This is a genomic window from Mesorhizobium sp. M0478 (assembly GCF_040321305.1).
Classification (GTDB): domain Bacteria; phylum Pseudomonadota; class Alphaproteobacteria; order Rhizobiales; family Rhizobiaceae; genus Mesorhizobium.
Map to the genome: position 1 here is coordinate 154796 of NZ_JAMYRH010000008.1, position 21201 is coordinate 175996.

The following is a 21201-nucleotide window of genomic DNA, read 5'->3' on the forward strand; positions in this document are numbered from 1 at the left end:
CACTAATTTGCCTTCCATCATTTCGATTTCCGGGGTCACCAAGACCTACGCCACCGGCTTCAAGGCGCTGAAGGAAATCAACCTCGACATCGAACGCGGCGAGATTTTCGCGCTGCTGGGGCCGAACGGCGCCGGCAAGACGACGCTCATCTCGATCGTCTGCGGCATCGTCAACCGTTCGTCGGGAACGGTGACCGTCGACGGCCATGATATCAACCGAGACTACCGCGCGGCGCGCAGCCTGATCGGGCTGGTGCCGCAGGAGCTGACCATCGATGCGTTCGAGAGCGTCTGGGCAACCGTCACCTACAGCCGCGGCCTGTTTGGCAAGGCGCCCAATCCGGGCTTCGTCGAAAAGGTGCTGCGCGACCTGTCGTTGTGGGACAAGAAGGACGCCAAGGCGATCACGCTGTCGGGCGGCATGAAGCGGCGGCTGATGATTGCAAAGGCGCTGTCGCATGAGCCGCGCATCCTGTTCCTCGACGAACCGACGGCCGGCGTCGACGTCGAACTGCGCCAGGACATGTGGGCGATGGTGCGACGGTTGCGCGACGATGGCGTCACCATCATCCTCACCACGCACTATATCGAAGAGGCCGAGGCGATGGCCGACCGTGTCGGCGTCATCAACCGCGGCGAGATCATCCTGGTCGAGGGCAAGGCCGAACTGATGCGCAAGCTCGGCCGCAAGCGCCTGATCGTGGAATTGCGCAACCCGCTCCCCGCCATTCCCGATGCATTCTCGCACTACGCGTTGGAGCTGTCGGGCGATGGCACACAGCTGACCTACACCTATGACAATCAGAGCGAACGCCCCGGCGTCGCATCGCTGCTGCGCGAACTCGAGACGGCCGGCATCCAGTTCCGCGACATGGATACGCAAAACAGCTCGCTCGAGGAGATCTTCGTCAATCTGTTGAGGCAAGAGCCATGAATTGGCGAGCAGTATGGGCGATCTACCGGGTCGAGATGGCGCGTGCGTTCCGCACCGTGCTGCAGAGCATCGTCTCGCCGGTGATCTCGACATCGCTTTATTTCGTCGTCTTCGGCTCGGCCATCGGCTCGCGCATCACCGAGATCGACGGCATCAGCTACGGCGCCTTCATCGTGCCCGGCCTGATCATGCTGTCGCTGTTGACGCAGTCGATCTCCAACGCTTCCTTTGCCATCTATTTCCCGAAATTCGTCGGCTCCATCTACGAGCTCTTGTCGGCGCCGGTGTCGTATCTGGAGATCGTCATCGCCTATGTCGGCGGCGCCGCGACCAAGTCGATCATCCTCGGCTTGATCATCCTGGCGACGGCCTCGCTGTTCGTGCCGCTCACCATCCAGCATCCGTTCTGGATGCTGGCCTTCCTTGTCTTGACGGCGGTGACCTTCAGCCTGTTCGGCTTCATCATCGGCATATGGGCGAAAAGCTTCGAGCAATTGCAGCTGGTGCCGCTGTTGATCATCACGCCGCTGACCTTCCTCGGCGGCAGCTTCTATTCGATCAACATGCTGCCCGAGACCTGGCGCACGGTGACGCTGTTCAACCCGGTCGTCTACCTGATCAGCGGTTTCCGCTGGAGCTTTTACGGCAAGTCCGATGTCTCGGTCGCCGTCAGCCTGGGCATGACGATGGTGTTCCTCGCCATCTGCATCGCCATCGTCGCCTGGATCTTCCGCACCGGCTACCGGCTGCGCAACTGACCCTGCCGCTCTAAAGCGCGTCGCGTTTTCTTGCTAGATCGCCTTGATGAGGCGCAGCAACCCCAGCATCTCGATCAGCCTGCCTTGGCGGAAGGCGATGTAGGTGGGTTCCTCGACGCCGTGGAAGCGGCGCTTGAACGCCGCCTGGCCCTTGAGGTTGAACTTGCTGCGGTTGACCCAGGGCGACTCATAGGCCCGCTCGAAGGCGTTGCGCCAGAAGCTCGATTCGGCAAAGCCGTTGGCTCCGACGTCGAGCATCGGCGACAGGCCGAGCGTGACGACAGAAATGCCCTCATTGCGAAACCGGTCGACGGCGAATTTGGTCAGCCCGATTTCGGCATGCGGCGAGGCATCGATGTGCTTGCGCTTGAACGAGGTGGTGTAGCCGATCACCTTGCCGCCACTGAACATCGGATCGAAATCGAGCAGGGCGACGAGCTCGCCTTCCGGGCTGTAGAGCACGAAACGGCGCATATCGATGCCGAGATGATCGGCAAAGGGCCTGTTGAGGAACGCCATCTCCCAGCGCTTGACGATGCGGTCTGCCCGCCAGTTCTGCGACAGGCGCTGGACCTCGTCGAGATAGACCGCTCCTTCGCCAAAGGAAAACCCCTTCTTCAAGAGCCAGCGTTCGGAATAGCGCACGGTTTCGTTGCGCTTGCCGGAAAAATCGTGAGCCGGCAGTTCCAGCCGCGTGTCGACGCCGAGACGGTTGACCTTGTAGCCGAGCCCGGACAGCACGCGCGCCGTCGGTTCGCCGATCTGCACGAACCACGGGCTGTCGGCGGCTTCGACAAAGCGCCTGATATAGTCGGACCGATCGGCCGGATGGGCCACCGGGTCACCTAGCGCGAAATGGTGCTTCATCTTGGTGCCGAAGGCGATGTAGCCGTCGGCGTCGCCGAAATAGGACAGTTTTTGCTGCACGGCGGTCGAATAGGCCAGCGAGAAGTCGCCGTGCTGGCGGACAAGCGCCAGCCGCTCGACATGCGAAAAATCCTGGCGCGGCACCTTGGCTGCGGCGCCCTCCAGCAGTCTGTCGAGAAAGATGCGCAAGGAGGGCATGGTCGAGCTTCCGCGTGCCGATGATAAACAGAGGCTTGCCCCCAAGGCCTCGAATCAGTCGCATTGACGCGACCTCATTATCGATCATATCGCCCCTGTGCCATATGGGACGTGCCATATTGGACGGGTCCCCATGGCGCACCTGAAAGGAAATCTCGACCGAATGGCGGCTACGACAAGCGAAACGATGCCTATCGTCCCGGGGCCGAAAGGACTCGACTATACGGTTATCGTCATCGGCGCCGGAGCGGCGGGGCTGGCGGCCGCCGACGCGCTTGGCCGGCGCGGCGTGCGGGTCGTCGTGCTTGAAAAGGAGCCGCGGATCGCCGAACCGTGGCGAGGGCGGCACGAGAAGCTGACCCTCAACACGCATCGCGCGCTGTCGGCCCTGCCCGGCCTTGCCTATCCGCCACGCACCGCCGCCTTTCCGAACAAGGATGCCATCGTCGGTTATCTCGAGGATTTTGCCCGCGCGCGCGGCGTAAGGGTCGAATTCGGCACCGCCGCCGAGCGGATCGGACGCAGAGGCAATGGCTGGCTCGTCCATACGGGCCGGGAAACGCTGAGCGCCCGCAATGTCATCGTCGCCACCGGCCGCGACCGCTTGCCATGGACGCCGGACTGGCAAGGCAAGGCGACTTTCACCGGCAAACTTGTCCACGCCGCCGATTTCGGCACAGCGCAGGACTATGTGGGCAAAAGCGTGCTGGTGGTCGGGGCCGGAAATTCCGGCTTCGACGTGCTCAACCACCTCGCCCGTGCCGACACAAAGGCCATCTGCTTGTCAGCCAGGCAGGGTCCGTCGCTGATGCCGAAACGGATCGGCAAGGTCGCCGTGGCGCGCTTCGGCGGTTTCATGGCGATGCTGCCGACGTGGATTGCCGATGCCGCGATTGCCGCGACGCAGCGGCTGGTGTTCGGCGACCTCACCCGCTTCGGCCTGCCGCCGGCGCCGAAGGGCGGCGCCAGCCGGCTCGGCGTCGAGCAGATCGCTATTGCCATTGACGACGGCGCCGTCGCAGCGCTGAAGGCCGGACGGATTTCGGTGGTGGCGCCGGTGGCGGCTTTCGAAGGCGCCGGCGTGCGGCTGAACGACGGCACGGTGCTCGAGCCGGATGTAGTGATCGCGGCAACCGGCTATCGCACCGGCCTGGAGGCCATGCTGGGCGATCTCGGCGTGCTCGACGCCAAGGGCGTGCCGAAGGCCAATGGCGGCACCCCGAGCGGCCAGCCCGGCCTGTGGTTCATCGGCATGCGGCCAAGTCTGACCAGCTATTTTCACAGCGCCGGCCTGCAGGCCGAAGCGATTGCCCGTCAGATCGCCAAGGGGTTGTAGACGAGCGCTTCTGGACGGAGAAACACCGCGCACTTCGGGCTGCTGCTATTGGCGCGGACTAGTGGTTCAACGCATCTGCAAGACGGATCGAATATCCTGGCGATTGGCTGAAACGCCGATCCCGTCGTCATCCACGGGCGAAGCAAGGAGCGTAGCGACGGCGCAGACCCGAGGATCCATGCCGTGACTTCTGAACTACGCTGCGTTGCAGGTTCTGCTCCGCTGCTTCCACGGCCAAGGCATGATCCCTGGGTCTCCGCGACGGAGCTTCGCTCCTGCTTCGCCCAAGGACGACGAAGTTGAGATGCTTGCGGCCAACCTCCAAAGCAGGCGCTTGAACTCGTTCATTGCATCATTATATAACATGTTATACTTATCCAGGAGACGGACCACCCATGGAAGACATCATTCGATCCCTTGGCTATCTCACCCTCGGCAGCAGGCTGAAGCGCATCGGCGAGCAGTTGCAGGCCGATACGCAGCGCATGCTCAATGGGCTGGAGGTGCCGGTGCAGTCCAGCCAGTATCCTCTGCTGGCCGCGCTCGACCGGCTTGGGCCGCTGCCTGTCGGCGAACTGGCGCAGTCAATGGGGATCACCCAGCCGGGGGTGACGCGCAGCGTGGCGCTGCTGGCCGAGTTGGGGCTGGTCGAGGCCGCGCCATCGAACGACGACCAGCGCCGCAGGATGATCTCGCTGACCGCGAACGGCCAGCGCCTGGTCGATGTGGCGAAGCGGGACGTTTGGCCGCGCATCGAGAACGCCGTTGCCGACTTGTGCAAAGACCTTGCAGGGCCGCTTCTCGAACAACTCTCGGCAATAGAGGACGGCCTGGCGGCGGCCCCACTCGACCGTCGTGTGAAACAGGATGTCGCGCCATGAGCCATGTCCTCGATCGTCCGGTCTGGAGCGCGCTCGACACGCGGCATCGGATCTTTGCGTATGGCGACAGGCTCGCCAGGCGCTATCCCTCCTCGATCGTCCCCTTCGCGGCTTCCGGGGCAGACGACGCTGAGAGCCTGCAGGCGCTCGCAAGCCTCATTCCTGCAGGTGAGAGCGTGTTCATGCTCCAGGCGGACCCCATTGCCCTGCCGCCGGAACTGACCGCGACCGTGACCGCCTTCGGCGTTCAGATGGTTGCCGAGGCGCCATTGCCTTCCGTGTCGGACGAGCGTGTGCAGCAGCTGACGCAGGACGACGCGGCCGAGATGCTTGCTTTGGCGTCACTGACCAAGCCCGGCCCGTTCACCCTCAAGGCGCTGAGCCTCGGCGAGTTCTGGGGCGTGAAGATCGACGGCCGGCTGGCGGCGATGGCCGGCGAGCGCATGAAGCAGCCCGGCTACAGCGAACTCAGCGGCGTCTGCTCGCATCCCGAATTTCGCGGCAGCGGCCTCGGCCGGCTGCTGTCGGTGTTCGTGGCCAACCGAATTTTTGCGCGCGGCGAAGTTCCCTACCTGCATGCCTATGCCAGCAATGCCGGCGCGGTCCGGTTGTACGAGTCCATCGGCTTCAGGCTGAGGGCAGAGATGAATGTGGCCGTCGTGCAGCGCGCCGGCTAAAGCGTTTCACCGTTTCACGGAAACGGCGAACCGCTCCTAGGCCTTTATTTTTACGCAATTCCGGACGGAAAACCGCTTCACACTTTTCCTGGAATTGCTCCAGGCCGCCTTGCGGTCCTCAGGCTGATTTCGGCTCCAACCGGCGGAAACCCACGGTTTCCATAAGCATATCTTCCTCGACCATGCCGGCATTGTGCAGCGCAAGCAGGTTCAGCGCGATCTCCCGCGCCTCCGCCGAATCGGGATGCACGTCGCGCCTGCGGCAGGCTTCGTCGAACACGCGTTGCAGCCTGGCGATGTCGTCGGGTTTCAGCAGGCCACGGTCATAGACGGACTTTGGCATGGCACTCTCCTCCAGAAGACGTAGGACGCCATGTTTAAAAGTCCATTCTTTTCCAATGCTTGAGCGCAGCTGCCTGGGTTTGCACGAATCCGACCGAGCGTGGCAGTCAGACCGCGATCGCGCTGCCATTCATTCAGCACCTCGGCCGTGGCCTGTTCCGCCGCAGTCTGCTTGACGTGCCGCCACGCTTGCGAAACAAGAGCTGCCACAAAGGACAGCGAGGCACAAAAGTGAGTTTCTGGGGACTGGCGCAGCTCGTCATTTCGACGGTGATCTTCCTGCTGGCGGCCATCGCGGCCAAGCAATGGGGGCTGGCGCCAAGCCTTGGCAAGATCGTGCTGACACTGGCGCTCTATACGGCGGGCAATCTGATGATGCTGCGGCTGGTTCGTGAGTTCGGCATGTCGGTGTCGTTCAGCCTGTCGGCGGTGATCCAGCTGGTGGCGGTCAATGTGGTGGCGCTGGTGTTCTTCGGCGAACGCGTCAATGCCTTGCAGGCGACCGGCATCGTGCTGGCCATCGCGGCGGTGGTGCTGATCTCGCTCGGGCCTTACCTGCAGGGGCGACTGTAATCCGATGAAGACCCCGCGTGCGTTCACCAACTGGCTTGAATTTCCGGTGCTGCTGGCCGGGCTGGTGATAGCCGCCGGGCTGTGGGGCTTCGAGGAACTGATGGAGGTGGCGCGGGCCACCACGCCGCACGCTTTCGATACTGAGATCCTGCTTGCTTTCCGAAAAGTGGGTCAGCCGGATGTTCCCGTCGGCCCGGCATGGCTGGAAGGCGCGATGCGCGACATCACCAGCCTCGGCAGCTCCAGCGTGCTGGTGCTGATCGTAACGGCGGTGATCGTCTACCTCCTGCTGATCCGTAGGCCGAGGACGGCGCTGCTGATCTTTGTCGCGGTGGCTGGCGGGCAGCTGCTGTCGACCTTGCTCAAGGCCGGCATCGACCGGCCGCGCCCCGATCTTGTCTCGCACCTGGCCAACGAGACGTCGCTGTCGTTTCCCAGCGGCCACGCCATGCTGTCGGCGGTGACCTATCTCACGCTGGGCTCGCTGGCAGCGCGCTTCCTGCCGGGACGAACGACGAAAATCTATGTCCTCAGCCTGGCGGTGCTGGTAACGCTGCTGGTCGGCGTCAGCCGCGTCTATCTCGGCGTCCACTGGCCTTCCGACGTGCTGGCGGGATGGTGCGCCGGCTTCACCTGGGCGACGCTGTGCTGGCTGGCGGCGCGAATGCTGCAGCGGAACAAGGCGGTGGCCGGTGGCAACGAGCCCGAAGACTGACGATCCGGAGCGACATTCAAATCAGCCGGTTGATCAGCCCGTGTCCGCAGCCTGCCAGCAGAAAAACCGCCGACAGCAAGGCTGCCGACGTCGTCAAGGTCCTGAAAATCTTCAACTGATATTTCCCCGCCAATAAGAGCCAAGGCGGTTAACGTAGCATGCTCATCCCGTATCCCGGCATCCGGCTTTGTGAGGAGATCATGTTTCATGTATGCTTTATGATGGTTGAAACATCACTATGATTGTATTACACGTCGTCTCCGCAGACTCAGACGGGGGTTCCGACCGATGATCACTGCCGCCCAGATGCGCGCCGCGAGGGCGCTGGCCGGCATCGATCAGAAGACACTCGCCGAGCGTGCCGGCGTTTCGCTTCCGACAATCCAGCGCATGGAAGCGAGTGACGGCGTGGTCAGGGGTGTGGTCGATACGCTGATGAAGGTTATCCAGGCTCTCGACGAGGCCGGGGTGGAGCTCATCGGCGAGAACCAGACCAGCGAGCGCGGCGGCCGGGGCGTGCGCCTCAAGCCGGTCGCGCCGCCGAACCCGCAAGGCTGAGCCGGCATATAGTCGCGACGGCGACCGCCGACAGTCCTGCCGACGATCCCGCCGCCTTCACGCAAGCGGAAGGCAGTCCATGGATCAGATCCGGCGGGCAGTGCATCAACCGGCCCAGAAGTCGGCAAAGCCGACATTTTCAGAGCTGTTCACGCCCAAGCTGGTGACGGTCTGGCGCGAAGGTTACCGCCTGCCGCAGTTCAAGGCCGACTTCATGGCCGGGCTGACCGTCGCTATTGTCGCGTTGCCGCTGTCGATGGCGATTGCGATTGCTTCGGGCGTGACGCCGGAGCGCGGCCTGTTCACCGCCATTGTCGGCGGCTTCATCGTCTCGGCGCTCGGCGGCAGCCGCTTCCAGATCGGCGGCCCGGCCGGCGCCTTCATCGTGCTGGTGGCGGCGACGGTGCAGCGCGAAGGCGTCGACGGACTGCTGCTGGCGACGATGATGGCCGGCATCTTCCTGCTCGCCATCGGCTATCTCCGGCTCGGAACCTATATCAAATTCATCCCTTACCCGGTGACGGTCGGCTTCACCGCCGGCATCTCGATCATCATCTTCTCCGGCCAGATCGTGGAACTGTTCGGGCTGAGGCTTGCCGGGCCGGAGCCCGGGCCGCTGCTGCCGAAGCTGATGGCGATCGGCCACGCGGCCGGCACGCTCAATATCTCGGCAACGCTGGTGGCGGCGCTGACCATCGCCACCATCGTCGGGGTGAAGCGCTGGCGGCCCGGCTGGCCGGGCATGCTGATCGCCGTCGGACTGGCCTCCCTTGTCGTGGCGCTGCTTTCGCTGCCGGCGGAAACGATCGGCACCCGCTATGGCGGCATTCCGCGCAGCCTGCCGTTGCCGGCACTGCCGGGACTCAACCTCGACAAGGCGATTGCGGTGCTGCCGGATGCGGTGGCTTTTGCGCTGCTCGGCGCCATCGAATCGCTGCTCTCGGCCGTGGTCGCCGATGGCATGACCGGGCGGCGTCACCGTTCCAATTGCGAACTGGTGGCGCAAGGCTTTGCCAACATCGCGTCTGCCCTGTTCGGCGGCATCTGCACCACCGGCACCATCGCCCGCACCGCCACCAATGTGCGGGCCGGCGCGCATGGGCCGGTTTCCGGCATGCTGCATTCGCTTTTTCTGCTGGTCTTCATGCTGGTGGCCGCACCGCTGGCCAGCTACATCCCGCTTGCCGCCCTTGCCGGGGTGCTGGCGGTTGTCTGCTGGAACATGTTCGAGAAGCAGGCCTTCGCCACGTTGCTGCGCGCTTCGCGCGGCGATGCCCTGGTGCTGATGGCAACCTTCCTGATCGTCGTCTTCCGCGACCTCACCGAAGGCATCGTCGTCGGCTTCGCGCTAGGCTCGATCCTGTTCATCGACCGCATGGCCAAGTCGATCGCCGTGGAGGCGGATTTGCCGCTGGTGCAGGACGATGTCGCCGACAGCAGCGGCCGCGCCTACGATGCAAGCGAGGCAAGCGACGCCGACACCGTCGTCTATCGCATCTCCGGCGCCTTCTTCTTCGGCGCCGCCTCTACTGTCGGCACGGTGCTCGACCGCATCGCCGACCAGCGCAAGAACTTCATCCTCGATTGTTCGGCGGTGCCCTTCTTCGATTCCACCGCGGCCAATGTCATCGAGGGCGCGGCGCACAAGGCGAAACGCGCCGGCGTGCGTTTCATCATCGCCGGCGCCTCGCCGCAGACACGGCGCATGCTGATCAACCACGGCGTCAAGCGGCCGCTGGTGACCTTTGCCGCTTCGATCAAGGATGCGCGGGCGCAACTCAAAGCCGTGCCCGTTGGCTGAGCCGGCAAATGTGCGCCGTCAGTCCAGGCTCAGCACCGCGATCTCGCCCTCGTTCATCAGCGGCACGAAAATCCGCGTGCCGTCTGTGCCGATATCGGCGCTGCCCGGCTTGAACTGCTCTACAGCCTCCGGCGCCTCGCCGACTTTGTACCGATAGAGCGTGCCGGTCATGAAGGCGGTGGCGTAGATGCTGTCGCCGATGGCGACGACGCCGTCGAGGTCGGCAAAGTTTTGTGCGCCAGGCAGCGGCGTCACGGCTTTCGTCGCGAGATCGACCGACAGCAGGCCCCCGGGCGCGGCAGTGCTGAAGTCCGGCTTGATGCCCTTGCCCCAGGACGCCACGATCAGCCGATCGCGATCGGCAAAGATGCCGTTGGGTGCGGCGAGCTTCGCATCCTTCACGAACAGTTCCGGCTTGTCGCCGTCAATGCGGTAGATCGCATCGGCCAGCATGTCGGTGACATAAACCTTGCCCGAACTGTCCGATGTCACGTCATTGAGGAAAACGGCGCCGGGCACATCGATCGTCGAGATGAGCTTGCCGCTGGCGAGATCGACGATGCGCACCTTGGTGATGTCGGCGACGTAGAGCTTGCCGCCAGAGATCGCCGAGCCCTTCGGTGCATCCATGCCGGCGGTCCAGTGCCGGCTAACGACCTTGCCGTCCAGCGACAGCACCGAGAGATAGCCGTTGCCGTCGGCCTCCCCGGGATTGCCGACGATGTTGGAGACGATAATGCGATTGTTGGCGGCATCGAACAGCGCCGATTCGGGTTGCTCGAAGCCCGAGGCGCGCCAGAGTTCGGCGGCCTCGGCCGCAGGCACGAGCGCGATACCGAAGGCGGCGAGACAAATAGAGGGGATGAGGGTTTTCATGGCCAGGTCTCCTGTGATGGATGGCGGAGAGGTAGGAGTTTCGATACTTTTCCGGAAGGAAGATTCGAGCTAGTATCGGAAACCGATACGAAATGGCGCAAAAGAGGTGCATTCCATGAACGGCTTGATTTTCGAGGCGCTGAAGCGGACGCTGAAGGCCAAGGGCGTCACCTATCGTGAGCTTGCCGGGCGGATGGGCGTTTCCGAGCCGACGGTGAAGCGCATCTTCCACGAGCGCAACTGCAAGCTCGACCGTCTCATCGGGATCTGCGCTGCCGCCGGCGTCGAGCTGGAAAACGTGCTGGGGTCGATGAACCGGGGGCCGGGACCGGTCAATCGCATCGCGCCGGAGATCGAGCGCAAGCTCGCGGGACGGCCGGCGCTGCTGTTCATCTTCGTCATGCTGTCGGAGAAGTTCACGCCCGAAGGCGTCATGCGCTCGCAAGGCTTGAGCGAAGCCTCGATGTTCCTTTATCTGCGCGATCTCGAAGCGCTCGGCCTGATCGCATTGGGCGGCGGGCTGTCGGCACGGCTGCTGGTCGACACACCGATCCAGTGGAATTTCGAAGGGCCGCTCAGGCCGCTGTTCGAGATGACAAACAAGAATTTCATCGGCTGGGCGATCACCCATCTGGAGCGGGAAGCGACCTTCGTCTCTTTCTCCAGGCGGATGCGGCCGGAGACGGCGGAGATGGTGAGGCGCGAGGCGGAGGAACTGGCCGAGCGCGCCAAACTGCTCGCCCATCACGACCAGCACACGACGCCGGAAGACGGGCTGACCGGCTACAAATGGACGTTTGCTTTTGGCGCAACCCCGTTTCCGGCGATCATGCCGATCGGCCCGCACCCCAGGGATGCCGGTGCGTCCGACCGGCCCACCGCTCCGGCAAAGGGACGCCGCCCGTTGCCGGCCTGACTGGGCCATCATCCGAGCAGGATTGCATCTGGCGGCTGAGCTTGTCGCGCTCCAGTCCGGAGGTGCTTCAAAAATGAAGCCACATTCATGATAGAGTTCGCGCGCTGATTTGCCAGACTGTACGGGGCGGGTTTGCCGAATGCGTGACCGTCCCCGCAAAATCGAAGTGATCCTATGCCGACCGCGCCAACACTTGAACTTCGCCGCTATTCGCGCCTGAAAAATTTGCGGGAGCGGGCAGAACGCCAGGGTGCTGCATTGCAGTTCTGGGCGCGCACGGCATCGCTCGCCGTGATCTCCTGCTTCTTTTCCTTGATCAGCCGCTGGGATGCCTCGCTGCTCTTCGTGCTGGCGGGCCTCGCGCTGTTCCAACTCGTCGGCCTGATCCAGTTTCGCTTTGCGCGCCGTCGCAACGCGCCATGGTGGATCGGTTACCTCGTCGGTACGCTGGACATCATTCTGTTGACCGTTCTGCTGGTAACGCCCAACCCGTTTTCCCTCGAGGTCGCGCCGGCCGCGATGCAACTGCGCGAGGGCAGCTTCAAATTCCTGCTGATTTTCGTATGCCTTGGCGCGCTGACCCTTTCGACACGATTGGCGCTCTATCTCGGCGCGCTCGCGGCCTTGACGTGGACGATCGGGGTGGGATGGGTGGTTTTTCATGCGGGAACCGTCATTCCGGCAACGAACCTCTATTCGCTGCCGATGACAGAGCGACTGAATCTCTATCTCAACCCCAATTTCGTCGATACGTTCGCGCAGGCGACCAATGTGTTGGTTGTGCTGATTATCGGCGCGATCATGGCGCTGGTCGTCTCTCGTTCCCGACATCTGTCGGAAGACTATGTCAAGGCGGAGCGCGCCCGCGCCAATCTCGCCCGGCATTTTTCGCCCAATGTCGTCGACCAGCTCGCCACGGATGACGAGCCCTTCGGCCCGGTCCGCCGGCAGGATATCGCGGTGCTGTTCGCCGACATCGTCGGCTTCACACACTATTCCGAGGATCATCCGGCCGAAGCAGTGTTCGAACTACTGCGTCAGTTCCACCGTCGCATGGAGCAGGTCGTTTTCGACCACCATGGCACCGTCGACAACTATATCGGCGATTGCATCATGGCGACCTTCGGGGTTCCGCAAGCCAGCCATGACGACGCAACCCGGGCCATCCGGTGCGCTGAAGCGATGATCGCCGCTATCGAAGACTGGAATGTCCAGCGTGTGTCCAGAGGATATCCGCCGCTGGACGTTCGGATCGGTGCACAATATGGCGCCGTCGTCCTCGGCGCGGTCGGCAGCGAGCGCAACCTGTCCTTCGCGGTGGTGGGCGACACCGTCAACGTCGCCAGCCGTTTGCAGGCGCTCTGCCGGGAGCTTCAGGCGAATATTTGCTTTGGGTCACGACTGATTGAGGCCGCGAAGGCGGAATCGCTCGGGACACAGCTGAATGCGCGCGATCATGGACCGGTTAGCATCCGCGGCCGGGACGAACCGGTCCATGTCTGGGTCGAACACAGAGCCGAAAACCAGGGCGCCATCGCGGTTTCGGCGTGATGCAGGCCGCCATGTGAGACGCCTGCACCTCGGCAGGATGGACGCCAGAAACCTCGACAGGATCGCGCCCGCCAGCGTGCGCAAAGCTGGCCCGTTCGAGAGCGACTTTCGCTGCCGCATCGATGCGGTTTGGTCGAAATGGTTAGCCGTGCGTTTTCAAATGCAGCATCGGATGGTGTTCGTAGTGCCCGGCGCCATTCTTCACGATCGGGTCCTCCGAGGTGATCGCCTCTATGTCCAGATCATCGGCAATCCGATAGAGCGACACCCCATAACCGCCAGCCGGGTCCATCACGGGGCCGTGCGCGACGATAAGCCTCTTTTCAAGCAGGTCATCCAGGAATGCTCCGTGCTGCTTCATCCACTCTTCCTCATCGGTGGTCATCGTTGCCAGAAAGTCGGAACGCGGCGGAATATATTTGCACAAATAGGACTTCATTCGTCGCTCCTCGGCGAAAGGAGGCTCGCCTGCCGGACTGGCCTGGCCATGCCTTGATTTTAGATCAATCGGCCACGCCCATCTGCTTGCGGAAGCTCTTGTCGAACATGTTTTCGGGCACGAAGCGCCGCATGAAGCGAAGACGGCCTGCCGTTTTGCCAGGCGTATAGCGCATGCTCGGCGTCTTTTCGGTGGCTGCCTGTACCACTTTGTCGGCCACCGCTTCCACCGGATCGCCGCTCGCGATTCTGTTGCGCCAGGTCGAATTCATGGCTGAGCGCCCCTGTTCGTAGACGCCGGAAATCCGGTCAGGCTGTTCGGCGTTCTCTTCCAGTCCGGTGCGGGTGAAGGCGGGCTCGACAAGGGAAACCCTGATGCCGAACGTTCGAAGTTCGTGATCGAGCGACTCGGAATATCCTTCGACTGCGTGTTTGGTGGCGGTGTAGAGGGCGGTGAATGGCCCCGGCAGGAAACCGGACACCGAACTGATGTTGATGATCCGGCCCTCGCCCTGTCTGCGCATGATGGGCAGCACTTCATTGGTCATGCGAACGATGCCGAAGACATTTATGTCGAACAGGCTTTGGGCTTGAGCGACCGATGATTCCTCGGCGCCGCCGATCAGGCTGCGGCCCGCATTGTTTACCAGTACGTCGATCCGGTCGGCGAGGGCGACAACTTGCTTGATGGCGTCTCTGACGGACCCATCATCGGTGACGTCGCAAGGGACCATGTGAATGCCCTGACGCACTTCGTTGGGCGCAGCTCGGCGGCTGGTGCCGAACACGCGATACCCCGCCCGGATGAGCGCAAGTCCGGCCGCATGCCCGATGCCACCCGAAGCGCCGGTGATCAGCGCGATCTTCTCGGCGCGCGACTGAACTTGTGTCATCTCAACTTTCCTGCCTAATGATTATGATCGTAATCATTGGGTGATAATGACCGCCATAATCATTGTCAAGCGCCTCCGCCACGTCTTATATGTCGATCATCATCAATAGAAGAGGATGCGGTCGTGAAGGTGAGCAAGGAGATGGTCGAGTTAAATCGAGAGCGGGTCATCGATACCGCCGCAAAGCTCTTCCGCGAACAAGGGATCGACGGGATCGGCATTGCCGATCTGATGAGCGCGGCCGGGCTTACCCACGGAGGCTTCTACCGACAATTCAAGTCGAAGGACGACCTCATCGTTCAGGCCATGCAGCGGGCCTTCAGTGACATGAGCGCCGATCTATCCGCCCGGCTCGCTTCGACCGATACTCCGTTTGAGACGCTGGTGCGCCACTACATCTCGGACCATCATCGCGACAATCCGGGGCACGGATGCAGCCTCACCGCACTGGCGGCCGATGCCGCCCGGCACGACGATCCAGCGCTTCGATCGTTCTTCGGAAGCATCGTCAGCAATTATGTCGCGTTGATCATTTCACTCCTGCCGGGAAGCGACCCGGCCGCGAAGCGGAGTGCCGCGATCGCATTCCTAGCGGAAATGGTCGGATCGGTGATCCTCTCCCGCGTCGTGCCCGATCCGACGCTTTCCGCTGAGATCATCGACACTGTCTCGAATGATCTCATAGGGCGCCACTCGCCATCGGCGCCGGTTTGAATGGTTGCTATTCGGCGGCCTTCGCCTCAGCGGCCCTATCTTCCCAGGTCACCGCCCGGTAGTCGAACCCAAATTCCAGCGTCGGTTTCACGATGCGGAAGAAGGGCGACAGGTCGAAGTCGCGCGGCGTGTAGAGCGAGTGGTGGCGGATGTGCAGGATTTCGCGGCGCGAATAGTTCGACTGCGCTGAGGCGCGGCCGGGCGCGCGGGTGATCTCGGGCAGGATCGGATAGCGGATCTCGCCATAGGCTTCGGCGATCAGGGTCGAGCAGATGGCGCGCGTCGGGTCGCCGGAGCCGAAAGCCAGCATGCGGCGGCGCCAGCGCACCGGCACCGGCGGCGTCGGCAGGAAAAAGCGCAGCATGTCGAAAATGTTCTTGAGATCGTATTTCAGGCCGAGCTTGCCGATCATGAAGGCGACGACATGGTCGCGGTCTTCCGGGGTCAGCCCGCTCGCCCGGCAGATACGGGTGTTGTAGGTGCGGTAGCGCGACAGCGGCACGGCGACACAGCCTTCGCCGAGCGTGACTTCGATCAGCCGACGCCGTTCCGATCCGTCCTCCGGTTCGGACAAGGCATCGCCGATATAGAAGGCCGCATGCGACCAGGTCGACTGGGTCAGGTATTTGATCGCCGCCGAGATCTTCTGGTTGCCTTCGATGAGCAGGATGTCGCCGGGCTCGAGCGTGCGCCGCAACGTCTCGGCGTCGGACGGCGTGTAGGGCTCATAGCCGGAGGATTCGTCCTGCAGCCGGCCGGCAAGCCAGCGGCCAAGTCGGTCCAGAAGCGTGTCGGCAGGTGCGGTCATGGTAGAGCGTGACTAGCACGCGCCGGCGGGGGAGTGCCAGCGTCAGCCGGCCGGCACTGTCTCTTCCGGCAGTGCCGGCCCGGCGAGGTCGTCGCGCGCATTGCGGGCGAGCTTCTTTGTCGAGCGCTTGGGACTGTCGCCGAACAGTTCGGCCGCCCCGGCGAGGCAGCTCTTTTTCAGGCTTTTTTCCGAGCGCTTCAAAAGCTTGCCCAGGAGCTTGGTGTCCTGCGCATCGCCGAGCGGCTCGCCGTCGGCTTCGAGCAGGGCGCGCATGACGAAGACATCGTGCAGTTCGCCGAGCTTTTCACCCAGTTCGTCGACCGCCTTGCGCCGCACCTTGATCGGCGTCGGCCACAGCCGGCCGAGCAGCGAAAGATGCATCGAGTGGGTCTTGGCCGCCTTACGCAGATCGTGGAAATCCTCGGCTCCTCCGTGGGATCCGGCCTTGTCCAGCGCCTTCCTGGCCCGGCGCAAGGTCTTGCGAGCGCCTTCCGCAAGCACATCGGCTGCATGCTCAGGCAGATCGGGGAGCAGCAGCCGCTCGATCCGGATCAGGCCTTCCTCGCAGGCGGCCGTGGCCGCGCCTATGGCGGCGTCGAGACCAGCCCCGGCATGGATTTCATGCTGGCGGGCGATAAGCCGGTCGCGCACGCTGTCGAGGCCGCCGCCGGCAACCTGCTCGGGAAAGGCGGCTGCCAGCCGGTCGACGGTCTCGACCAGCGCGGTCGCCTCGCGCGGCCCGGCAAGCAGCGCCGCCACCTGACGGTAGCATTGGTTCTCAGTCCGACAGAATGTTTCATTTCCGGAACGGACCAGCCGCAGCAAGGCGCGCGCGCTCTTCAGCCGCTTGCGGCATTTGTGCAATGCCTGCTCCGGCTGGTCGCGCGCGACGGCCAGATGGGCAAGCGCCTTGCCGATCTCCTCGCCAAGGATACGCCTGACCTCGCCGGTCAGCGGCAGGCGCGGATCGATGCGAAAGCTCATGCGGCGATCTCCGGAATCCCCCTAGAGCATGATGCCGAAAAGTGTGAAGCGGTTTTCGGACGACATCATGCTCCATCTCTTTTGATTTAGAGCCGGATTCCGATTTTAGGTCGACCCGACCTAAAATCATCCGGCTCTAGGGCGAGCGACGCGTTGTAAAATCTCTGCTCGCCGGTCACTTCGCGGCCGAGCCAATCAGGCAGCATTTCGTCAGGTACATCCTCCGGCGTCTCCAGTTCGGCCACCACAAGGCCGGCTAGAATCCCGCCGAAAACATCGACTTCGTAGAGATAGCCGCGATGCCTAACATGGTGGCGTGTCTTCTCGATGACATGTCCGATGGCGAAGGCCAGCATCTCCTCTGCGTCCGCCAGTGGAATTTCATATTCGTATTCGTCACGCTCGCGGATCTTGCTGCCGAATTTAAGCGTCAGCTTCGCCGAACTGCCGTCGCTGATGCGCACGCGCACGGTGCGGCCGGGTGTTGCGGCAAGATAGAACTGGCGAATGCGTATATTCGCCTCGGCCATTTCCAGCCATTCGGCGCTGGAGACCAGGAACTTGCGTTCGACTTCCTTGCCCATGGCCGCCCACTAAAGCGTCTGCGGCCCGACATGGCAAGCCGCCGCGGATAATCAATTTGACTTTAATCAATCGATTGATTAAGTGCCCAGCATGATCAAAACCGTAGCCGATAAAACGCCCCGCCAGGAGACATCCCCCGCAGAGCAGACGCGCGCCGCACTCGTGCTTTCGGCGCTCAAGCTGTTCGGACGGCAAGGGTTCGACGGCACGTCGACGCGTGAGATCGCCGCCGAGGCCAAGGCCAACATCGGCTCGATCGCCTATCACTTCGGCGGCAAGGAAGGGTTGCGCGCGGCCGCCGCCGACCACATCGTCGAAACCATCCAGTCGGTTGCCGGCCAGGCGCTCGGCGGCACGCAATTGCCGGGTCAAGCCGGCCCGGAGGCGGCGAGGGCACAATTGTTCGCCGCGCTGGAAGCGATGGTGGCGTTTATCGTAGCCAGACCGGAAGCTGGCGATATCGTACAATTTGTACTTAGGGAATTGACGCATCCGACCGCCGCACTCGACCGCATCTATGACGGGGTGTTCGAACCGACCCATCGCCGCCTCTGCCAGATCTGGGAACAGGCGACGGGCGAGCCGGCCGAAAGCGAGGCCACCAAGCTCGTGGTCTTCACGCTGATCGGCCAGGTCATCTATTTCCGCATCGGTCGCGAAGCAGTGATGCGTCGTATGGGCTGGCGCGAGATCGGCAACACCGAGGCCGCCAAGGTGGTGGCGGCGGTGACAGGCAATCTTGGCGCCATACTGGCGGCCCGCAATCCGGTCGCCCGCAAGGAGGGCAAGCGATGAGTTTTCTCTGTTCCCTGCCTCTCGCGGCCAAGCTGTTCGGCGCCTGCGCGCCGGCAGCGCCGCTTGCCGTCGGCTATGTCGAGGGCGACTATGTCTTGCTGGCTCCGATCGAGGTGGCGCAGGTCGAGACCGTCGCGGTCAAGCGCGGCGACCGTGTTGTATCAGGCACGCCGGTGGTGACTCTCGAAAGCGCCGACGCAAAAATCGCCGTCGCCCAGGCAGGGGCCGCGCTCGCCCAGGCGCAGGCGCAGCTGGCCGACCTGCAGATCGGCAAGCGGCCGGAGGAGATCGCGGTGCTGAAGGCCGAGGTCGACATGGCCAAGGCCCAGGCCACGGATGCCAAGCGCAAATACGACCGCGCCGCCGACCTGTTCAAGCGCGGTGCCGGCACGCAGGCCGACTACGACACCGCCGCCGCGACGCTGGAGACCGCCAATGCGCAGGTCGGCCAGGCGCAGGCCAACCTCGCCGTCGGCGGTCTGCCTGCGCGTCCCGAAACGATCAAGGCGGCAGACAATCAGGTCAAACAGGCGCAGTCGGCGTTGAAGCAGTCTGAGTGGCGGCTGTCGAAGCGCGTGCTGGCGGCACCCTCGCCCGGCCGCATCAATGACGTCATCCGCAATCCCGGCGACACCGCCGGTCCGACCGCGCCTGTCATTTCGATGTTGCCGGACGGTGCGGTAAAGCTCAGCGTCTATGTCCCGGAAAGTGCGTTCTCGTCGATCAAGGTCGGCACGCTGCTTGTCGTCCATTGCGACGGCTGCGGGCCGGAGGTGAAGGCGCGCGTCAGCTATGTCTCGCCCGACCCGGAATTCACCCCGCCGGTGATCTACTCGCTCGAGAACCGGCAGAAGCTGGTCTACCTCGTCGAGGCGCGGCCTGAGGGCAAGGCGCAAGCGCTGCAGCCGGGACAGATCGTCGATGTCGAGCTGGCGGCCGCGGCAAAATGAACGCCATCGACGTTCATGGCCTGGTCAAGCGTTTCGGCGACAAGACTGTCGTCGACCATGTGACGATGACGGTGGCTGAGGGCGAGATCGTCGGCTTTCTCGGGCCCAACGGGTCCGGCAAGACGACGACCATCCGCATCATGTGCGGCCTGCTAACGCCCGACGAGGGCGAAGGTACGGTGCTGGGTTTCAACATCCGCACCGAGTCGCTCCGCATCAAGCGCGAAGTCGGCTACATGACGCAGAAATTCTCGTTCTACGAGGATTTGACGATCGGCGAGAATCTCGAATTCGTGGCGCGGCTCTACCGGCTGAAGCCGGTCGAGGAGCATGTGTCGAAAACGCTGGAAGAGCTTGGCCTGACGAGCCGCCGCAACCAGCTCGCCGGCACGCTGTCGGGCGGCTGGAAGCAGCGGCTGGCACTGGCCGCCTGCATCATGCACAAGCCGAAGCTGCTGCTGCTCGACGAGCCGACCGCCGGCGTCGATCCGAAGGCGCGGCGCGAATTCTGGGACGAGATCCACCGGCTGGCGAGCGGCGGTCTGACCGTGCTGGTGTCCACCCACTACATGGACGAAGCCGAGCGCTGCCACCGAATCAGCTACATCTCCTACGGCAAGATGCTGGCCACCGGCACGGTGGACGAGGTGGTGACGAATGCCGGTCTGACCACCTTCGTGCTGCAGGGACCGCGCCTCGACCAGGTCGCCGATGCACTCAGGGACCGGCCCGGCGTCGACCAGGTGGCGCCGTTCGGCGCGACGCTGCATGTCGTCGGCTCCGACAAGGCAAAGCTCGAAAAGGCGCTCGCCGATGTCGAGAAGGAGCACAAGGGCGTCAGCGTAAAACCCGGCGAGACCAGCCTCGAGGATGTGTTCATCCAGTTCATGTCCGGCTCGAAGGACAATATGGCATGAACAGCGTCTTCTCCTTCGCCAGGCTCGGTGCGCTGCTGATCAAGGAATTCATCCAGATGCGGCGCGACCGCATCACCTTCGCCATGATGCTGGGCGTGCCGCTTTTGCAGCTGGTGCTGTTCGGCTACGCCATCAACAACGATCCCAAAAGCCTGCCTGCCGCACTGGTGGCGACCAGCAACGACCCCTACACCCGCGCCATTGTCGCGGCCCTGCAGACCACCGGCTACTACCGCTTCGACCATGTCGCGCAAAGTGCCGAGGATGCTGAATTCCTGATGGCGCGCGGCGATGTCGCCTTCGTCGTCACCATCCCGGCCGATTTCGGCCGCCGGGTGGAGCGCGGCGACAATCCGCAGATCCTGATCGAGGCCGACGCAACCGACCCGGCCGCCGCCAGCGGCGCCATCTCGACGCTAAGCAAAGTGGCCAGCCAGGCGCTGCTTCGGGCGCAAGGCATGCAGGAGGCGGCGAGTGAGGCCGCCAGGGGCCAGCTCGATGTGGTGGTGCACCAGCGCTACAATCCGGAAGGCATCTCGCAATACAACATCGTGCCCGGCCTGCTCGGCGTCATCCTGCAGATGACCCTGGTGATGATGACCTCGATCGCGCTGACCCGCGAGACCGAGCGCGGCACTATGGAAAACCTGCTCGCCATGCCGTCCAGCCCGTTCGAGATCATGCTGGGCAAGGTGCTGCCCTATCTGGTGGTCGGCGGCGTCCAGGTGGTCGTCGTGCTGGCGGCGTCGAAGCTTCTGTTCGCCATTCCTTTCACCGGCTCGATGTCGCTGCTGCTTACAGCCGTATTGGTGTTCGTGCTGGCGCTGGTGCTGCTTGGCTACACCATCTCGACCATCGCCCGCACGCAGATGCAGGCGCTGCAGCTGACCTTCTTCTTCTTCCTGCCGTCGATCCTTTTGTCCGGCTTCATGTTCCCCTATCGCGGCATGCCGGGCTGGGCGCAGACCTTCGGCGAGATTTTTCCGCTGACGCATTTTCTGCGCATCACCCGCGCGGTGATGCTGAAGGGCGCCGAACTGCCGGCGGTTGCGGGCGAGATCGCCTGGCTGGTCGGGTTCGTGGCCTTGTTTGCCGGCGTCGCATTGGTGCGGTTCAGGCGCACGCTCGACTGAG

At 63.4% G+C, this 21201-nt stretch carries 24 protein-coding genes; 16 read left to right on the forward strand and 8 right to left on the reverse strand.

What is annotated here, in order from left to right:
• Window positions 1-7 precede the first annotated feature (7 nt).
• Together NKI64_RS20075 and NKI64_RS20080 are read left to right on the forward strand one after the other, a co-directional pair.
• The gene (locus NKI64_RS20075; RefSeq protein ID WP_023687524.1) at window positions 8-934 is read left to right on the forward strand and encodes an ABC transporter ATP-binding protein; all 927 of its coding nucleotides are present in this window, start codon (window positions 8-10) and stop codon (window positions 932-934) included.
• Window positions 931-1692 (forward strand): ABC transporter permease, encoded by a 762-nt coding sequence (locus NKI64_RS20080; protein ID WP_023681263.1) that lies wholly within the window; start codon window positions 931-933, stop codon window positions 1690-1692. Before NKI64_RS20075 ends, NKI64_RS20080 begins: the two co-directional genes overlap by 4 nt.
• 33 nt (window positions 1693-1725) lie before the next feature.
• Here NKI64_RS20080 and NKI64_RS20085 read toward each other — a convergent pair whose 3' ends face one another.
• On the reverse strand, window positions 1726-2757 hold the full coding sequence (locus tag NKI64_RS20085) for a phosphatidylglycerol lysyltransferase domain-containing protein (RefSeq protein ID WP_352669595.1): 1032 nt from the start codon (window positions 2755-2757) through the stop codon (window positions 1726-1728).
• Between the two features lie 187 nt (window positions 2758-2944).
• On the opposite strand from NKI64_RS20085, the gene NKI64_RS20090 reads away from it, so the two are divergent.
• The 3 genes from NKI64_RS20090 (at window position 2945) to NKI64_RS20100 (ending at window position 5651) form a co-directional block, all read left to right on the forward strand.
• On the forward strand, window positions 2945-4093 hold the full coding sequence (locus NKI64_RS20090; protein WP_156933273.1) for a flavin-containing monooxygenase: 1149 nt from the start codon (window positions 2945-2947) through the stop codon (window positions 4091-4093).
• 395 nt (window positions 4094-4488) lie between these two features.
• Window positions 4489-4974, forward strand: coding sequence for a MarR family winged helix-turn-helix transcriptional regulator (locus tag NKI64_RS20095; RefSeq protein WP_023726767.1), 486 nt, complete (start codon window positions 4489-4491; stop codon window positions 4972-4974).
• Complete coding sequence (locus tag NKI64_RS20100; protein WP_023726768.1) at window positions 4971-5651, forward strand: GNAT family N-acetyltransferase; 681 nt, start codon at window positions 4971-4973, stop codon at window positions 5649-5651. Before NKI64_RS20095 ends, NKI64_RS20100 begins: the two co-directional genes overlap by 4 nt.
• 118 nt (window positions 5652-5769) lie before the next feature.
• Here the strand turns inward: NKI64_RS20100 and NKI64_RS20105 are convergent, their stop codons facing one another.
• Entirely contained in the window at window positions 5770-5994 is a 225-nt protein-coding gene (locus NKI64_RS20105) for a hypothetical protein (RefSeq protein ID WP_023673272.1), read from the reverse strand.
• A gap of 230 nt (window positions 5995-6224) precedes the next feature.
• On the opposite strand from NKI64_RS20105, the gene NKI64_RS20110 reads away from it, so the two are divergent.
• The 4 genes from NKI64_RS20110 to NKI64_RS20125 all read left to right on the forward strand — a co-directional run bounded on the left by NKI64_RS20110 (window position 6225) and on the right by NKI64_RS20125 (window position 9640).
• Window positions 6225-6566: a hypothetical protein gene (locus tag NKI64_RS20110; RefSeq protein WP_023681268.1), complete on the forward strand. Its 342-nt coding sequence runs from the start codon at window positions 6225-6227 to the stop codon at window positions 6564-6566.
• Window positions 6567-6570: 4 nt separating this feature from the next.
• Window positions 6571-7281: a phosphatase PAP2 family protein gene (locus tag NKI64_RS20115; RefSeq protein WP_023710371.1), complete on the forward strand. Its 711-nt coding sequence runs from the start codon at window positions 6571-6573 to the stop codon at window positions 7279-7281.
• A 288-nt stretch (window positions 7282-7569) separates the two neighbouring features.
• Window positions 7570-7839 carry a helix-turn-helix domain-containing protein gene (locus NKI64_RS20120; protein ID WP_023673276.1) on the forward strand — a complete coding sequence of 90 codons (270 nt, stop codon included), beginning with the start codon at window positions 7570-7572 and terminating at the stop codon, window positions 7837-7839.
• Window positions 7840-7918: 79 nt separating this feature from the next.
• Window positions 7919-9640: a SulP family inorganic anion transporter gene (locus NKI64_RS20125; RefSeq protein ID WP_023710372.1), complete on the forward strand. Its 1722-nt coding sequence runs from the start codon at window positions 7919-7921 to the stop codon at window positions 9638-9640.
• An 18-nt stretch (window positions 9641-9658) separates the two neighbouring features.
• On the opposite strand, the gene NKI64_RS20130 is transcribed toward NKI64_RS20125, so the two are convergent.
• Window positions 9659-10516, reverse strand: a complete 858-nt coding sequence (locus NKI64_RS20130; protein ID WP_023710373.1) for an NHL repeat-containing protein — start codon at window positions 10514-10516, stop codon at window positions 9659-9661.
• Between the two features lie 115 nt (window positions 10517-10631).
• On the opposite strand from NKI64_RS20130, the gene NKI64_RS20135 reads away from it, so the two are divergent.
• Together NKI64_RS20135 and NKI64_RS20140 are read left to right on the forward strand one after the other, a co-directional pair.
• Entirely contained in the window at window positions 10632-11432 is an 801-nt protein-coding gene (locus NKI64_RS20135) for a helix-turn-helix domain-containing protein (protein WP_352669602.1), read from the forward strand.
• A 174-nt stretch (window positions 11433-11606) separates the two neighbouring features.
• Window positions 11607-12983, forward strand: a complete 1377-nt coding sequence (locus NKI64_RS20140) for an adenylate/guanylate cyclase domain-containing protein (RefSeq protein ID WP_023673280.1) — start codon at window positions 11607-11609, stop codon at window positions 12981-12983.
• Window positions 12984-13125: 142 nt separating this feature from the next.
• Here the strand turns inward: NKI64_RS20140 and NKI64_RS20145 are convergent, their stop codons facing one another.
• Window positions 13126-13422 (reverse strand): YciI family protein, encoded by a 297-nt coding sequence (locus NKI64_RS20145; RefSeq protein ID WP_023703852.1) that lies wholly within the window; start codon window positions 13420-13422, stop codon window positions 13126-13128.
• Between the two features lie 64 nt (window positions 13423-13486).
• Complete coding sequence (locus NKI64_RS20150) at window positions 13487-14314, reverse strand: oxidoreductase (RefSeq protein ID WP_352514316.1); 828 nt, start codon at window positions 14312-14314, stop codon at window positions 13487-13489.
• A 123-nt stretch (window positions 14315-14437) separates the two neighbouring features.
• Here NKI64_RS20150 and NKI64_RS20155 point away from each other — a divergent pair, with 123 nt between their 5' ends.
• Complete coding sequence (locus tag NKI64_RS20155) at window positions 14438-15028, forward strand: TetR/AcrR family transcriptional regulator (protein ID WP_023673283.1); 591 nt, start codon at window positions 14438-14440, stop codon at window positions 15026-15028.
• Window positions 15029-15035: 7 nt separating this feature from the next.
• On the opposite strand, the gene NKI64_RS20160 is transcribed toward NKI64_RS20155, so the two are convergent.
• The 3 genes from NKI64_RS20160 to NKI64_RS20170 form a co-directional block, all read right to left on the reverse strand.
• Window positions 15036-15836, reverse strand: coding sequence for a C40 family peptidase (locus NKI64_RS20160; RefSeq protein ID WP_023834577.1), 801 nt, complete (start codon window positions 15834-15836; stop codon window positions 15036-15038).
• Window positions 15837-15878: 42 nt separating this feature from the next.
• Entirely contained in the window at window positions 15879-16820 is a 942-nt protein-coding gene (locus NKI64_RS20165) for a CHAD domain-containing protein (RefSeq protein WP_023828854.1), read from the reverse strand.
• An 86-nt stretch (window positions 16821-16906) separates the two neighbouring features.
• Window positions 16907-17404 (reverse strand): CYTH domain-containing protein, encoded by a 498-nt coding sequence (locus NKI64_RS20170; protein ID WP_023728787.1) that lies wholly within the window; start codon window positions 17402-17404, stop codon window positions 16907-16909.
• 91 nt (window positions 17405-17495) lie between these two features.
• On the opposite strand from NKI64_RS20170, the gene NKI64_RS20175 reads away from it, so the two are divergent.
• From NKI64_RS20175 to NKI64_RS20190, 4 genes are read left to right on the forward strand one after another with little or no spacing between them, the layout of a single operon-like run.
• Window positions 17496-18200: a CerR family C-terminal domain-containing protein gene (locus NKI64_RS20175; RefSeq protein WP_023728788.1), complete on the forward strand. Its 705-nt coding sequence runs from the start codon at window positions 17496-17498 to the stop codon at window positions 18198-18200.
• Window positions 18197-19150, forward strand: a complete 954-nt coding sequence (locus tag NKI64_RS20180) for an HlyD family secretion protein (protein WP_352669609.1) — start codon at window positions 18197-18199, stop codon at window positions 19148-19150. Before NKI64_RS20175 ends, NKI64_RS20180 begins: the two co-directional genes overlap by 4 nt.
• The gene (locus NKI64_RS20185; protein WP_023673289.1) at window positions 19147-20067 is read left to right on the forward strand and encodes an ABC transporter ATP-binding protein; all 921 of its coding nucleotides are present in this window, start codon (window positions 19147-19149) and stop codon (window positions 20065-20067) included. Before NKI64_RS20180 ends, NKI64_RS20185 begins: the two co-directional genes overlap by 4 nt.
• Entirely contained in the window at window positions 20064-21200 is a 1137-nt protein-coding gene (locus NKI64_RS20190; RefSeq protein ID WP_023696062.1) for an ABC transporter permease, read from the forward strand. The genes NKI64_RS20185 and NKI64_RS20190 overlap by 4 nt, the downstream gene beginning before the upstream one ends.
• Window position 21201: the final 1 nt, after the last annotated feature.